Origin of the sequence: Anaerostipes sp., from assembly GCF_018381315.1 — a bacterium.
In the GTDB taxonomy this organism is placed as follows: Bacteria; Bacillota; Clostridia; order Lachnospirales; family Lachnospiraceae; genus Anaerostipes.
The window spans coordinates 34,651-49,604 of the sequence record NZ_JAGZSD010000009.1 but is presented as its reverse complement, the minus strand read 5'-3'; the positions used below and the strand labels follow the sequence as shown (position 1 = coordinate 49,604).

General features: G+C 44.9%; 9 protein-coding genes. All 9 read left to right on the top strand.

The window, feature by feature from the left end:
• Positions 1-115 precede the first annotated feature (115 nt).
• The 9 genes from KH180_RS08895 (at position 116) to KH180_RS08855 (ending at position 14,944) form a co-directional block, all read left to right on the top strand.
• Complete coding sequence (locus KH180_RS08895) at positions 116-967, top strand: patatin-like phospholipase family protein (protein WP_290759389.1); 852 nt, start codon at positions 116-118, stop codon at positions 965-967.
• Between the two features lie 220 nt (positions 968-1,187).
• The gene (locus tag KH180_RS08890) at positions 1,188-2,534 is read left to right on the top strand and encodes an MATE family efflux transporter (RefSeq protein WP_290759387.1); all 1,347 of its coding nucleotides are present in this window, start codon (positions 1,188-1,190) and stop codon (positions 2,532-2,534) included.
• Positions 2,535-2,575: 41 nt separating this feature from the next.
• Positions 2,576-3,796 carry an NAD(P)/FAD-dependent oxidoreductase gene (locus KH180_RS08885; protein ID WP_290759384.1) on the top strand — a complete coding sequence of 407 codons (1,221 nt, stop codon included), beginning with the start codon at positions 2,576-2,578 and terminating at the stop codon, positions 3,794-3,796.
• 13 nt (positions 3,797-3,809) lie between these two features.
• Entirely contained in the window at positions 3,810-4,472 is a 663-nt protein-coding gene (gene cmk, locus KH180_RS08880; protein WP_290759381.1) for a (d)CMP kinase, read from the top strand.
• A gap of 1 nt (position 4,473) precedes the next feature.
• On the top strand, positions 4,474-6,375 hold the full coding sequence (locus KH180_RS08875; protein ID WP_290759378.1) for a bifunctional 4-hydroxy-3-methylbut-2-enyl diphosphate reductase/30S ribosomal protein S1: 1,902 nt from the start codon (positions 4,474-4,476) through the stop codon (positions 6,373-6,375).
• Between the two features lie 181 nt (positions 6,376-6,556).
• Positions 6,557-10,018, top strand: coding sequence for a pyruvate carboxylase (locus KH180_RS08870; RefSeq protein WP_290759375.1), 3,462 nt, complete (start codon positions 6,557-6,559; stop codon positions 10,016-10,018).
• 107 nt (positions 10,019-10,125) lie between these two features.
• Positions 10,126-10,776 (top strand): ClpP family protease, encoded by a 651-nt coding sequence (locus tag KH180_RS08865; RefSeq protein WP_290759372.1) that lies wholly within the window; start codon positions 10,126-10,128, stop codon positions 10,774-10,776.
• A gap of 129 nt (positions 10,777-10,905) precedes the next feature.
• Entirely contained in the window at positions 10,906-12,393 is a 1,488-nt protein-coding gene (locus KH180_RS08860; protein ID WP_290759369.1) for a 4Fe-4S dicluster domain-containing protein, read from the top strand.
• A 181-nt stretch (positions 12,394-12,574) separates the two neighbouring features.
• On the top strand, positions 12,575-14,944 hold the full coding sequence (locus KH180_RS08855) for a DNA translocase FtsK (protein WP_290759366.1): 2,370 nt from the start codon (positions 12,575-12,577) through the stop codon (positions 14,942-14,944).
• The last annotated feature ends 10 nt before the right edge of the window (positions 14,945-14,954 follow it).

Here is a 14,954-nt window from a genome sequence, read left to right as displayed (position 1 = left end):
TGCCCGAAAATTGACGATTCTGCCAGAAACATTGATTTTTCCATACAATGTGATTAGGATTTTAGCTGCGGAAAATGAAAAAGGAGTGATTGAAATAGAAAAGAAACAAAAGATAATGAAACATACAGGCCTGATTCTGGAAGGCGGGGCTAACAGGGGAGTCTTTACTGCCGGAGTGCTGGACTGCCTGCAGGATTACGGAATTTATATGCCCTACATAGCAGCAGTTTCCGCAGGTTCGATCAATGCAATGGATTATATTTCCGGACAGAAGGGAAGATCCCGTGATTGTATGATACCAAACGGACGGAATCATCCGCCTATCCATTGGACCCATCTCCTTAGAAAAAGATCCATGATTGATTTTGAACTGGTCTTTGACGAATATCCAAACCGGAAGATTCCATTTGACTATCAAGCTTATGAGGCTTCAGACATGGTTTGTGAATATGTGGCAACAGACTGTCATACAGGGGAACCGGTGTATCTTTCTGAAAAGCACGACGGGAAACGGCTGATGCAGATTGTAAAGGCAAGCTGTACAGTGCCTTATGTGTGTCCGATGACAGAGCTGGAGGGAAGACGGTATGTGGACGGCGGAATATCAGACTCCATACCCATACGCCATGCAATGGAACGCGGCTATAAAAAGAATATAGTAGTACTGACCAGGGAAAAAGAGTATAGAAAGCCTGTAACCGGCAAGACTCAGCGGCTTGCCCGTATTATGTACCATAACTATCCGGAAGTGGTAAAGCAGCTGGAAACCAGGAACCGGCGCTATAATGAAACGGCAGAGTATCTGGAGGAACTGGAAGCAGAGGGAGAAGCGCTGGTCATCCGTCCACATAAAGTATTGGTCAGCAGGGCAGATAATAACACAGAACGTCTGAAGGCCTTTTACAGACAGGGGTATGAAACAGCGAAACAAAGGATTGAGGAGATAAAGTCGTTCGGGGAAATATAAAAATTGAGAAAAGGATTGTGTTTTTTTGCAGGAGATGGTATTGTAATGGTACAGAAAAGCGGCGTGGAGAAGTATTTCCCCGCCGCTCCTTTATTACATAGGAAAGTTCCCCGAACCTCCCTATGTAATAAAAAAGCACTCCGTGCAGGATGCGCACAAATGCGCAGGGGATCCATGTGTACGGTACAAACTGCCTTTTTACAGTCAGATGGGGGTATTTATGCAAATTGATTTGACGGATGGACGGATTGGCCGGTCCATTGCTGTGTTCAGTCTGCCTATGATTTTGGGGAATCTTCTGCAGCAGTTATATAATATTGCGGATACTTTGATTGTCGGCAGGACGATCGGAGCGGCAGCACTGTCGGCAGTTGGTTCGGCCTATGCACTGATGGTTCTGCTGACGTCTGTCCTTCTGGGACTTTGTATGGGAAGCGGTGTTGTATTTGCCCAGCTGTACGGGCGGAGAGAAATGGGGCGGATGAAGACTGCCATTGTCAATGCATTTGTCTTTGTCTGCCTTGTATCAGCTGTAATTACCGCAGCGGCGTTTCTTCTTTTGGACAGGATGATTGTCTGGCTGCACATTCCAAAAGAGGCAGCTTCCTATACCCATGACTATTTGTTTATTATCTTTTTTGGGATTTTTTTTGTCTGCATTTATAATTTTTTTTGCAGCGTACTCCGCAGTATAGGAAATACTTTGACGCCCCTTATATATCTGGCTGTTTCCGCAGTGCTTAATATCATATTGGATATAGTGTTCATTTTGAAGTTTGAGATGGGAATTGCTGGTGCGGCATGGGCAACTGTGGCCGCCCAGGGCGTATCAGCTGTTCTGATTACAATTTATTTTTTTAGAAAAGCAGGGGAATTATGCCCGAAACGCTGCCATATGCGTTACAGCCGTGAACTTTTGAGAATGATCATCAGCAACTCTTCCCTTACGGCAATCCAGCAGTCTGTTATGAATCTTGGGATTCTGATGGTGCAGGGGCTTGTGAACAGTTTTGGGTTTGCTGTTTCTGCAGCTTTTGCCGCAGTGGTAAAAATAGATGCATTTGCCTATATGCCGGCGCAGGATTTCGGCAACGCATTTACGACTTTCATTGCACAGAATTACGGGGCAGGGAAACCGGAGCGTATAAAAAAGGGTATGTGCATGGCAGCCGGGATCTCAGCCTGTTTCTGCGCTTTGGCATCCGTTTTTGTTGTTTCTCTGGCAAAACCGCTCATGCGTATCTTTATTGATCCGGGTGAAACAAAGGTTCTTGGAATCGGAGTACAGTATCTTCATATCGTCGGCTGTTTTTATGCGGGTATTGGAATATTATTTTTGTTTTATGGGCTTTACCGGGGGCTGGGCCGCTCCCAGATTTCCATTTTGCTGACTGTTATCTCGCTGGGAAGCAGAGTACTTTTGGCCTATATTCTCTCAGCAGTGCCGGGCGTCGGTCTTTTAGGTATCTGGTGGGCTGTGCCGGCCGGATGGATTTTTGCCGATTTTGTTGGCTTCTTGTATTTTATCTGTAAAAAAAGCAGCTGCTGTGAGGAGAGTAAAATATGAAGACGCCCAATGACAATGGGTGCATAAGAAAAAGGAGTTTTATGGAACGAGTAATTGTAGTCGGAGGAGGGGCAGCAGGAATGATGGCTGCCATCTGTTCCGCAGGAGAAGGGAATCAGGTTACCTTATTAGAAAAAAATGAAAAACTGGGCAAAAAGCTTTTTATTACGGGAAAGGGTAGATGCAATCTGACCAATGCCGGTGATATTGAAGACCTGATGAACCATGTGGTCACCAACCGGGAGTTTTTATACAGTGCATTTTATTCCTTTACCAATGAACAGATGATGGAATGGATGGAGCAATGGGGATGTCCGGTAAAGGTGGAACGCGGGAATCGTGTATTTCCTGTATCAGATAAATCATCTGATGTGATCCGGGCTATGGAGAGAGAGCTGTCAAGGAGAAAAGTATCAGTAAGGCTGAATACGGAAGTAAAGAACATTTTAATTGAAAACGGAAGTGTCAAAGGTGTTGAATTAAGAGGATCACAGAGCATAAAAGCAGATAAGGTCATTGTTTCTACCGGCGGCATGTCTTATCCTTCTACAGGTTCTACAGGAGACGGGCTCTTATTTGCCAAAAAGACCGGACACAAGGTGACGCATTTGGATCCTGCGCTGGTGCCGTTTAATGTGGACGGAACGGTCTGCCAAAGGCTTCAGGGACTTTCCCTTAAAAATGTGGAAGCATCTCTTTATGCGGACGGAAAAAGGATTTATCAGGAATTCGGGGAGATGCTGTTCACTCATTTTGGTGTCAGCGGCCCGGTTATCTTAAGTGCCAGCAGTTATGCGGCAAAGCACAAAGGGAAAAAATTAGAGCTGCAAATCGACTTAAAGCCGGCGCTTTCAGCAGAACAGCTGGACCAGAGGATTCTGAGGGATTTTCAGGAGAATATCAACAAAGAGTTCAAAAATTCTCTCGGGAAGCTGTTGCCAAAAAAACTGATCCCGGTTATCCTAGAATTATCCGGGATTCCGGAAGAAAAAAAGATTCATGAGATCACAAAGCAAGAGCGGAGGCAGCTGGCGGCACTTTTAAAAGCAATGCCTCTTTCTGTCACGAGTTCCAGAGGTTTTAAAGAGGCTATCATCACGCAGGGCGGGGTAGATGTAAAGGATATCAATCCAAGCACTATGGAATCAAAAAAGGTGGCGGGTTTATATTTTGCGGGAGAAGTTTTGGATCTGGATGCTCTGACCGGAGGATATAATCTTCAGATCGCATGGTCTACAGGATATTTAGCAGGAATGAATTAGGAGGAAAGCACATATGTACAGTATTGCCATCGACGGACCGGCAGGAGCCGGAAAAAGCACCATTGCAAAAACTATCGCAAAAAAATTAGAGTTTATCTATGTTGATACAGGGGCCATGTACCGGGCCATGGCGCTATATTTTATAAACCATCACATTGATGAGAAGGATGAAGCGGCTGTTGATGCAGCATGCAGAGATATTAAAGTCAGCATTGCCTATGAAGACGGGATGCAGCAGGTGATGCTTAACGGAGAAAATGTTACAGGACAGATCAGGACAGAGGAAGTGGGAAATATGGCTTCCAAGACCTCTGCATATTCTTCGGTCAGAGCCACTCTTCTGGACCTTCAAAGAGATCTGGCAAAGACCGCGGATATTCTTATGGACGGAAGAGATATTGGAACTAATGTGCTCCCGGATGCAGATCTGAAAATTTATCTGACGGCATCTGTTGAGGTAAGGGCAAAACGCCGTTATGATGAACTGATCGAAAAAGGGCAGAAAGCTGATCTTTCTGTTATTGAAGCTGATATCAAGAAGCGGGATCACCAGGATATGACCAGGGAGATTGCCCCGCTTAAACAGGCCGGGGATGCAGTTCTTGTGGATTCCTCCGAGATGTCCATAGAAGAAGTGGTGGATACGGTTATAAAAGAATTTGAAAAGGTGAAGTAAAATGGAAGTGAATTTGGCTAAAACAGCAGGCTTTTGCTTCGGTGTCAGGCGGGCAGTGGACAAGGTGTACGAAGAAGCCGGAAAGGAGCAGGTTTACACATACGGACCGATCATCCACAACTCAGAGGTTGTCTCTGATCTGGAAAAGAGAGGCGTCAAGGTCCTGAACTCCAGAGAAGAGCTGGAAAAGATCTCAGAAGGCACTGTGATCATCCGTTCCCATGGAGTGGCAAAGGATATTTATGAACTGATCCGGAAGAAAGGACTTCATTTAGTGGATGCCACCTGTCCGTTTGTCTTAAAGATCCACAGAATTGTGGAGAAGGCCTCCGGGGAAGGAAAACAGATTCTGATTATCGGCAGTGCAGAGCACCCGGAAGTGGAAGGAATCAAGGGCTGGTGCAGCGGGGAAGTCCATGTTATTTCCTCAGCTGAGGAACTTTCAGAAGTGGATTTGGAAGGCAAAGAAACCTGCATTGTTTCGCAAACGACATTTAATTACAATAAATTTCAAGATATAGTTGAAATTATAACGGAAAAGAGTTATCATATAGAAGTATGTAATACAATTTGTAATGCCACAGAAGAGCGTCAACTAGAAGCAAAATCTATAGCACACGATGTAGATGCAATGATTGTCATTGGCGACAGACAGAGTTCTAACAGCCAGAAGTTATATGAGATCAGCAAGAAAGAGTGTGGGAACACCTTTTTTGTGCAGACACTTAAAGACCTGGATTTGAAACTTTTTGAATCGACTGGTAAGGTAGGTATTACAGCGGGGGCATCCACCCCAGAGAAAATTATCAAGGAGGTTCATGCTAGCATGACGGAAAAGAGTTTTGAACAATTATTAGAGGAAAGTTTGGTTACAATTCGTAACGGAGAGGTAGTGGAAGGAACAGTCATTGACGTAAAACCTGATGAGATCATCTTAAACATCGGTTACAAAGCTGACGGGATTCTGACACGCAGTGAGTACTCTAATGATGCAGCTAACTTAGATTTAACAACAATCGCCAAAGTAGGGGATACGATGGAGACAAAAGTCCTTAAAGTGAACGACGGAGAAGGACAAGTGTTGTTGACATATAAGAGACTGGCAGCAGAAAAAGGCAACAAGCGCCTGGAAGAAGCTTACGAGAACAAGGAAGTGCTCAAAGCGCCGGTTGCACAGGTTTTAGACGGTGGTTTAAGTGTCATTATTGATGAGGCAAGAGTTTTCATTCCTGCAAGCCTCGTTTCTGATTCTTATGAGAGAGACTTAAAGAAATACGACGGACAGGAAATCGAGTTTGTCATCAGTGAGTTTAACCCTAGAAAGAGAAGAGTCATCGGTGACCGCAAGCAGTTATTAGTAGCTGCAAAGAAAGAAAAACAGAAAGAATTATTCGAAAAGATCGAGCCTGGAATGAAGATCGACGGTGTTGTCAAGAACGTGACAGACTTCGGTGCATTCATCGATTTAGGCGGTGCAGACGGACTGCTTCATATTTCTGAGATGTCTTGGGGACGTGTTGAAAACCCTAAAAAGGTATTTTCTATCGGAGACAAAGTTACTGTGCTGATCAAGGATATCCAGGGAGAAAAGATTGCGTTAAGCCTGAAATTCCCAGAGGAAAATCCATGGTTAAAAGCAGAAGAGAAATACAAAGTTGGCAACGTTGTAGACGGAAAAGTTGCACGTATGACTGATTTCGGAGCATTTGTTGAGTTAGAATCAGGCATTGATGCACTGCTTCACGTATCTCAGATTGCCAAGGAACATATTGACAAGCCATCTGATGTTTTATCCGTTGGACAGGAAATCACAGCCAAAGTCGTTGACTTCAAAAAGGATGAAAAGAAGATCAGCTTGAGCATGAAAGCATTGATCGCAGACAATGCAGATGATGCAGAATAAGATAATGCCAAGGCGGTTTCCGATGTAGGAAGCCGTCTTTTTTTGACCTGTACAAGGTTGCCGGGCAATCTGCTATTGTAATATGGTGAGTTTTAAGCTATAATGATTTCTAATACGTCTTGCTGGCGCGGATTATTGTCCTGCCAGGAAAGACAAATTTTATATAAGGAGTAGTTTACCAATGCAAATAAAGAAATTTAAAAAAGTATTAGTAGCCAACCGCGGTGAGATTGCAATCCGTGTATTCCGTGCACTGAATGAGTTAGGGATTACGACTGTTGGCGTCTTTTCAAAAGAAGACCGCTATGCATTGTTCCGCTCCAAGGCGGATGAGTCTTATCAGCTGAATCCGGATAAAGGACCGATCGATGCATATCTGGATATCAAGACGATCATCCGGATTGCCAAAGAGAAAAATGTGGATGCGATCCATCCGGGATATGGATTTTTATCTGAGAATCCGGAGTTTGTAGATGCCTGTGAGAGACACGGCATTACATTTATCGGACCTACTTCCGACATTATGAGAGCGATGGGAGACAAAATCTCTTCCAAGCAGATGGCGATCAAAGCGGATGTACCGATTATTCCGGGTGTAGATCATGCGGTACATAGTGAAAAAGAGGTTTTGGAGATTGCAGAAAAGGTCGGATACCCTGTTATGCTGAAAGCATCCAACGGCGGAGGCGGACGCGGAATGCGTATAGTCCACACGGCTGAGGAGATGCCGAAGGAGTATGCGGAAGCCAGGGACGAATCCAAGAAAGCATTCGGAGATGACCAGATCTTTATTGAGAAGTATTTAAAGAGTCCGAAGCATATTGAAGTTCAGATCATCGGAGACAATTATGGAAATGTCGTCCATCTCTATGACCGTGACTGTTCTGTACAGCGCCGTCACCAGAAGGTGGTAGAGTACGCACCGGCCTTCAGTATTCCTGAGGAGACACGGCAGATTATTTTTGCAAGTTCCCTGAGGCTGGCAAAAGCAGTAGGGTACCGCAATGCCGGAACTCTGGAGTTTCTCGTAGATGCGGACAACAATCCTTACTTTATCGAGATGAATCCGAGAGTTCAGGTGGAGCACACTGTGACAGAGATGGTTACAGGAATTGATATTGTGCAGACACAGATTCTTGTGGCACAGGGATATGCCCTGGATTCTGATGAGATCCAGATTCCATCCCAGGAGAGCATCGCAACAACAGGATATGCAATTCAGACACGTATCACAACGGAAGATCCGTCTAATAATTTCCTGCCGGACACCGGAAAGATTACAGTATACCGTTCCGGAGCAGGAAACGGAATCCGTCTGGACGGCGGAAATGCATATGCGGGCGCTGAGATCACTCCATATTATGACAGTCTCCTTGTCAAGGCATGTTCCCATGACCGTACATTCTTAGGTGCTGTTATGAAGTCTACCCGTGTGCTGAAAGAAACCAGGATCCGCGGCATCAAGACAAACATTCCGTTCCTGATCAATGTGCTCAACCATGAAACATTTAAATCAGGCCAGTGTTATACTACATTTATAGAAGATACACCGGAGTTGTTCCTTCTTCCTGAGAGCCAGGACCGGGCAACAAAGATCCTTGAATTCCTCGGAAATAAAATGGTCAATGAACAGAAGGCAGAAGAGAAGCCGTTCTTTGAAGACCGTGTACTTCCAAAGTATGATAAGAAGAAAGAGATCTGGGGAGCCAGAGATGAATTCCTGAAACTTGGAGCAGAAGGGTTCACTCAGAAGATTCTCAGTGATAAAAAATTATATGTGACAGATACAACCATGCGTGATGCCCAGCAGTCTTTGATGGCAACCCGAATGAGAACAAAGGATCTTGCCGGAGCAGCAAAGGCGTCCAACCAGTACATGGAAAATGCTTTCTCTGTGGAGGCATGGGGAGGTGCTACCTATGATACCTCTTATCGTTTCCTTAAAGAATCTCCGTGGGTAAGGCTTGCACTGCTGAGAGAAAGAATGCCGAATACTCTGATTCAGATGCTTTTAAGGGCTTCAAATGCAGTAGGATATAAGAATTATCCGGACAATGTCGTCAAAGCCTTTATTGATGAAGCGGCTGACCGTGGAGTGGATGTGTTCCGTATCTTTGACAGCTTAAACTGGGTTGAGAACATGAAGCTTCCGATTGAGACGGCCTTAAAGACCGGAAAGATCGTGGAAGGTGCAATCTGTTATACCGGGGATATTCTGAATCCGAATGAGACAAAATACACATTGGATTATTACGTGAAAAAGGCAAAAGAGCTGGAAAGCCTTGGCTGTCATATCTTTACGATCAAGGACATGGCGGGTCTTGTGAAGCCATATGCGGCAGAGAAGCTGATTACAGCGCTGAAGTCAGAATTAAACATACCGGTAAATCTTCATACCCATGATTCTACCGGAAACGGAGTCAGCACCCTGTTAAAGGCAACAGAAGCCGGCGTGGACATTGTGGACTGTGCTATCGGCTCTATGAGTTCAATGACCAGCAATCCTTCTATGAACTCATTGGTGGAGGCACTGCACGGAACTGAGAGGGATACTGGATTAGTTCCGGATCAGCTCACAGAACTGAGCCAGTACTATGAGAGACTCAGACCGGTTTACAAACAGTTTGAGAGCGGAATGGATGCTCCGAATACCGAGATCTACAAGTATGAGATCCCAGGAGGGCAGTACTCTAACCTGTTAGCCCAGGTAAAAGAAATGGGGGCTGCCGAAGACTTTGAGGAGATCAAAGGGCTTTACAAAGATGCCAATGACCTGCTTGGAAATATTGTGAAGGTAACTCCTTCCTCCAAAGTAGTCGGTGATTTTGCTATCTTTATGTTTAAAAATGGATTGACAAAGGAAAATATCCTGACGGAAGGAAAGGGCTTATCTTATCCTGATTCTGTAGTAGAATACTTTGAAGGCATGATCGGACAGCCGGAAGGAGGGTTCCCGAAAGAGCTTCAGGATATTGTGCTGAAAGGCAAAAAGCCGATCACTGTCCGCCCGGGAAGCCTGCTTCCTCCGGAAGACTTTGACCAGATTAAAAAGGGTCTCAAGGAATTCTTCTATATTGATACAATGGAAGATGAAAAAACGCTTCACCGCAAAGCTATCAGTTATGCTATGTATCCGAAAGTATATGAAGATTACTGCAGACATTTTGAGGCTTACAATGATGTTACAAGGCTGGAAAGCCATGTATACTTCTTTGGTCTGAGAAAAGGCGAGGAAACAACCCTGACCATCGGGGCAGGAAAAGACTTGATCATCAAGTTTTTGGATATGTCAGAGCCGGATGAGAACGGTTACCGTCTGCTGGAATTTGAAGTCAACGGTTCCATGCGTGAGGTGAAGATCTTAGACCGCAACCTTGAGGTTAAAGCAGACCACAGGATCAAGGCAGATAAGAGCAATCCGGGACATTTAGGTTCCACCATTCCTGGAACTGTCGGAAAAGTCCTTGTAAAAGAGGGAGATCCGGTTACAGTGAATATGCCGCTGCTCACTGTGGAAGCCATGAAGATGGAAACCACTGTAGTATCCAAGGTCAACGGAAAAGTTGATAAAATTTATATCAACGAAGGAGAACAGGTGAATCAGGAAGATCTGCTGGTATCATTTGAAATTGAAGAAGAATAATCTTTCTTATAATGGAAGACAATAAAGAGAAGAAGCACTGTGCTTCTTCTCTTTTTATTGCATAGGAAAGATGCATTATTAATTTCAGTTAAAGTGAGGATGATAATATGAATGAAGATCAAAGAAATGAAGTGAGAGATACAGGTGAGTTAGATTTAGGCGGCATTCATGTGATGACTGTCATCGGAGAAGTCGAGGGTCATCAGTTATCAGCTCAAAATGCGAAAACAACCAAGTATGAGCATATGATCCCGGCACTTGCAAAAGCGGAATATTCTGATGATATCAAGGGGGTTCTGATCCTGCTTAATACGATCGGCGGGGATGTGGAGTGCGGTCTTGCCCTTGCGGAGATGATTGCCTCTTTGAGCAAACCGACTGTAACACTGGTGCTGGGAGGAAGCCATTCCATCGGAGTACCCCTGGCAGTATCCTCAGACTATTCATTTATTGTTAAAAGTGCAACAATGATGATCCATCCGGTTCGTTCCAGCGGAACCTTCATCGGAGTTATGCAGAGTTACCGCAACATTGAAAAGATTCAGGACCGCATTACCCGGTTTATCAGCGATCATTCCGATGTTCCGGAAAAAAAGGTAGAGGAACTGATGCTTCACATCGGCGAACAGGTAAAAGATGCAGGCACCATTTTAGAAGGAGAACAGGCGGTAAAGCTCGGATTAATCAACGAAATCGGAGGAATGAGCCAGGCGTTTGCAAAGCTTCAGGAACTGATCCAAAATATGCCTGAAAAATGAGAAATTTGTTAAGGTTCATGTGTACAGAATAAAGTACAAAAAAAGCAAAAAAGTCCTTTAATTTCGCTTAAAAGTAGTGTAAAATAAACATAGATTGTTTTTATTTTAACGAACATTAAAGGAGGAGCTATGAGAGGAATTGAGACCCCGGTCCGAGAGATCAGAAAAAAGGTGTTTACAGAGATTGCTAAATTTGCCTATGAACAAAGAGACCTTGAAGAAATCGAGGATCTGCCGTACGAATTAGTGAAAGGTGAGCTGCCGACATACCGCGACAGTGTTTATCGTGAAAGGGCAGTGGTAGGAGAGAGAATCCGTCTTGCCATGGGGATGTCTTTAAGACCTGCTGACAAGCCTGCAAGAATTACAAAAGGAATCAAAGAGAGCAACATAGCCGAAAAATACTACGAGCCGCCTCTCTTACAGGTAATTCCTGCAGCCTGCAATGCATGTAAGGACAGGGCTTTCATCGTAGGCGGAGAGTGCCAGGGATGTATGGCACATCCATGTATGGAAGTATGTCCGAAGAATGCGATCAGTTTTGTGGACGGATATTCCTACATTGACCAGGAAAAGTGTATTAAGTGCGGACAATGCCAGAAGGTATGCCCATACAGTGCGATCCATGAAAGAAAAAGACCGTGTGAAGTAGCCTGCGGCGTAGGAGCTATTGAGACTGACTATGCAGGGCGTGCTACCATTAATCCGGACAAGTGTGTATCCTGCGGTATGTGCATGGTCAACTGTCCGTTCGGAGCTATTGCGGATAAGTCACAGATCTATCAGCTCATCAAAGCTATGAATGAGGGCAATGAAGTCATCGCTATCTTAGCTCCTGCCTTTGTCGGACAGTTTGGCCCTAAGGCAACGCCGGCCAAGGTAAAAGCAGCCCTGCTGGACATCGGATTTGCTGATGTATGGGAAGTAGCGGTAGGAGCTGATGCCGGGGCTCTGGAGGAAGCGGAGCACTACGCACATGGAGTTGCAACAGGAGAGGTTCCGTTCTTATTAACTTCCTGCTGTCCTTCATGGTCTATGCTTGGCAAAAAGTATTTTCCGGAAGTCATCGACCAGATTTCCAATGCCCTGACCCCTATGGTTGCGACTGCCAGAGCGGCACGTCAGACCAACAAAAATGCAAAGATCGTATTTGTAGGACCTTGTGTGGCTAAAAAACTGGAAGCTTCCAGAAAGTCTGTCAGAAGTGAAGTTGACTTTGTCATTACATTTGAAGAGTTAGACGGAATGTTCACTGCCAAAAACATTGATTTCAATAACTACGATAAAGAAGAAGAGATGAACGATGCGTTTGGTGCAGGACGCGGCTATGCGGTTGCCAGCGGTGTCGCAGCGGCGATTGAGGCATGCGTCAAAGAGTATCATCCTGGAGTGGATGTGAAGATTGACCATGTGGAAGGCCTTGCAGAGTGCAAGAAGATGCTTCTTCAGGCAAAGGCCGGCAAAAAGAACGGTTATCTGATTGAAGGAATGGGATGCCCGGGAGGATGTGTGGCCGGAGCGGGAACCAATATTCCGGTAGTCAAAGCAGGCGTTCAGGTGAAGAAGTTTGTAAACGAAGCAGAACAGTTTATTCCGCCTGAGACAGCCAAATATTAAAAACAGAATGAACGGACCGTCGTTTTAAACACATATAAACATACAAAAGAGCCTGAGAGGAACCAAAGAGTTCTGTTCAGGCTCTTTACATTTATTTAGGTTAATTGTAAAATAAGCATATAACTCTTTTAAGGAAGCGTTATCAAGCATTAAATTCAAGTAGAAAAGAGATTCCAGAAGAATGGCAGCCAAAAAAAGAAAGAAAAGAAGTACGTCACGAAAGAAGAAAAAGCAAAAAGATTTTGCAGGGTTCTATCAGGAAATTGCAGTTCTGTTAAGTTTTGCAGTTTGTCTTTTTTTATTTTTGAGTAATTTCGGACTTTGCGGGAAAGTGGGAAATACTGTAAGCTCTGCTTTATTCGGAGTGCTGGGCGGCGTCCATTATGCTGCCCCTGTTGTTATATTGATTATGATTCTTTTGCTGATCTCCAACCAGTACAACAGCATCTCGGTAAAAAAGTCTTTTTTTATTGTCCTGCTTTTGTGTATGACTGCAGCTATATGGCAGATGGGTACAGACATTCACATGTCTGATATCAGTGCTTTTTATCGGTATGGATCGGTGAAACATGCGGGGGGAGGCGTGATCGGAGGTGTTGTCAGTTCTTTTTTATATAAGGAACTGGGTCTGGTCGGCAGTTATGTTGTCGTATTTTTTTTGACGGTTATTTCCGTGATACTGATCACAGAGAGATCGCTGCTTTCTTTTGTAAAGCGGGTGATCGCCTTTTTTGCTCCGGAACGGCCTGCAGAGAAAAAAAGCAGGACATCTGAGAAAAAACAGCCAAAAGAAAAAGAAGATAAACCAAAGACTAAGATTAAAGCTCCAAAATTCCCTGAGTTAAAGCTCGGCGGACGGGAGAAAAAGACACAGGTCCTGGATGACCTGACTCTGATGCCGGAAGAACCGCTGAAAGAGCCGGCAAAAGAACCGGAGAAAACCTTTGACTTAGATGAGATGATCGTACAGGATGATGACATTCCAATAGAGGAACCGGAACCAAAGCCAAGAACCCGGTCCTTTGTGAACAAGGATAAAACAGAACCTGAACCTTTGCAGGAGATCTCGATCCATCCTGCCGCATTGGAAGAAGGAGATTATGTGTTCCCTCCGGTAACCTTGCTGAAGAAGGGCAAAAAAGCAGGAGGAAACAGTCAGGCTGAGCTTAAAAAGACTGCTCTTAAGCTGGAGCAGACGTTAAGGAACTTCGGCGTCAATGTAACGATTACGGATATCAGCTGTGGACCTTCTGTCACCCGGTTTGAGCTTCAGCCGGAGCAGGGAGTGAAGGTGAGCAAGATTGTCGGACTCTCTGATGATATTAAGCTGAATCTGGCAGCACCGGATATCAGAATTGAAGCACCGATCCCCGGCAAAGCAGCAGTGGGAATTGAGGTTCCAAATAAAACCAATCAGATGGTTATGTTCCGTGATCTGATAGAAAATAATGACTTTAAAAGGTTCTCTTCAAATATTGCGTTTGCAGTCGGCAAGAACCTGGCAGGCAAAGTGATTATCTCGGATATTGCCAAGATGCCCCATTTACTGATCGCCGGCGCCACAGGCTCCGGAAAGTCAGTGTGCATTAATACACTGATTATGAGTATTTTATACAAAGCAAGCCCCAATGATGTTAAGCTGATTATGATTGATCCTAAGGTCGTGGAGCTCAGTACATATCAGGGAATTCCCCATCTTTTGATTCCGGTGGTCACGGATCCCAAGCAGGCATCCAGTGCTCTGAACTGGGCAGTCATGGAGATGGGAGATCGGTACAAGAAGTTTGCGGAAGTCAACGTAAGGAATCTGACCGGCTATAATGAAAAAGTTAAAGAGATGAAGGAAAAGGGCATGGAGGGAGAAGACTTCCAGCCGCTGCCGCAGATCGTTATCATTGTAGACGAGCTGGCAGATTTGATGATGGTTGCTCCGGGAGAGGTGGAAGATGCAATTGTGCGGCTTTCCCAGCTTGCCAGGGCGGCAGGCATTCATCTGATCATCGCCACCCAGAGACCGTCAGTCAATGTCATCACCGGTCTGATTAAGGCCAATGTCCCTTCCAGGATCGCATTTTCCGTATCCTCAGGTGTGGATTCGCGAACGATTATCGACATGAACGGTGCGGAGAAGCTTTTAGGAAAGGGTGATATGCTCTTTTATCCGGCAGGATACCAGAAACCGGTCCGCGTACAGGGTGCATTTATCAGCGATGAGGAAGTGGGCCGTGTTGTGGAATTTTTAAAAAGCCAGAATATAGAAGATAATTACGGCAACGAGATCAAAGAAAAGATTGAGACGGCCAGTGTGAAAGCCGCTGTCTCATCAGACAGAGATGAGTACTTTGAAGAGGCGGCTAAATTTATTATTGATAAGGACAAGGCATCCATTGCCAGTCTGCAGAGGATCTTTAAGATTGGATTCAACCGGGCGGCCAGGCTGATGGATCAGCTCTGTGAAGCCGGAATCGTTGGGGAAGAGGAAGGCACAAAGCCCCGGAAGGTTCTTATGAGCCAGGAGGAATTTGAACAATATAAAGAAGATTATTTATAGAGGAAAGGAA

Excerpts from the sequence above, each read along its gene's own strand:
- KH180_RS08895 (WP_290759389.1), top strand. The coding sequence starts at position 116 with ATGAAACATACAGGCCTGATTCTGGAAGGCGGGGCTAACAGGGGAGTC.
- KH180_RS08890 (WP_290759387.1), top strand. The coding sequence starts at position 1,188 with ATGCAAATTGATTTGACGGATGGACGGATTGGCCGGTCCATTGCTGTG.
- KH180_RS08885 (WP_290759384.1), top strand. The coding sequence starts at position 2,576 with ATGGAACGAGTAATTGTAGTCGGAGGAGGGGCAGCAGGAATGATGGCT.
- cmk (WP_290759381.1), top strand. The coding sequence starts at position 3,810 with ATGTACAGTATTGCCATCGACGGACCGGCAGGAGCCGGAAAAAGCACC.
- KH180_RS08875 (WP_290759378.1), top strand. The coding sequence starts at position 4,474 with ATGGAAGTGAATTTGGCTAAAACAGCAGGCTTTTGCTTCGGTGTCAGG.
- KH180_RS08870 (WP_290759375.1), top strand. The coding sequence starts at position 6,557 with ATGCAAATAAAGAAATTTAAAAAAGTATTAGTAGCCAACCGCGGTGAG.
- KH180_RS08865 (WP_290759372.1), top strand. The coding sequence starts at position 10,126 with ATGAATGAAGATCAAAGAAATGAAGTGAGAGATACAGGTGAGTTAGAT.
- KH180_RS08860 (WP_290759369.1), top strand. The coding sequence starts at position 10,906 with ATGAGAGGAATTGAGACCCCGGTCCGAGAGATCAGAAAAAAGGTGTTT.
- KH180_RS08855 (WP_290759366.1), top strand. The coding sequence starts at position 12,575 with ATGGCAGCCAAAAAAAGAAAGAAAAGAAGTACGTCACGAAAGAAGAAA.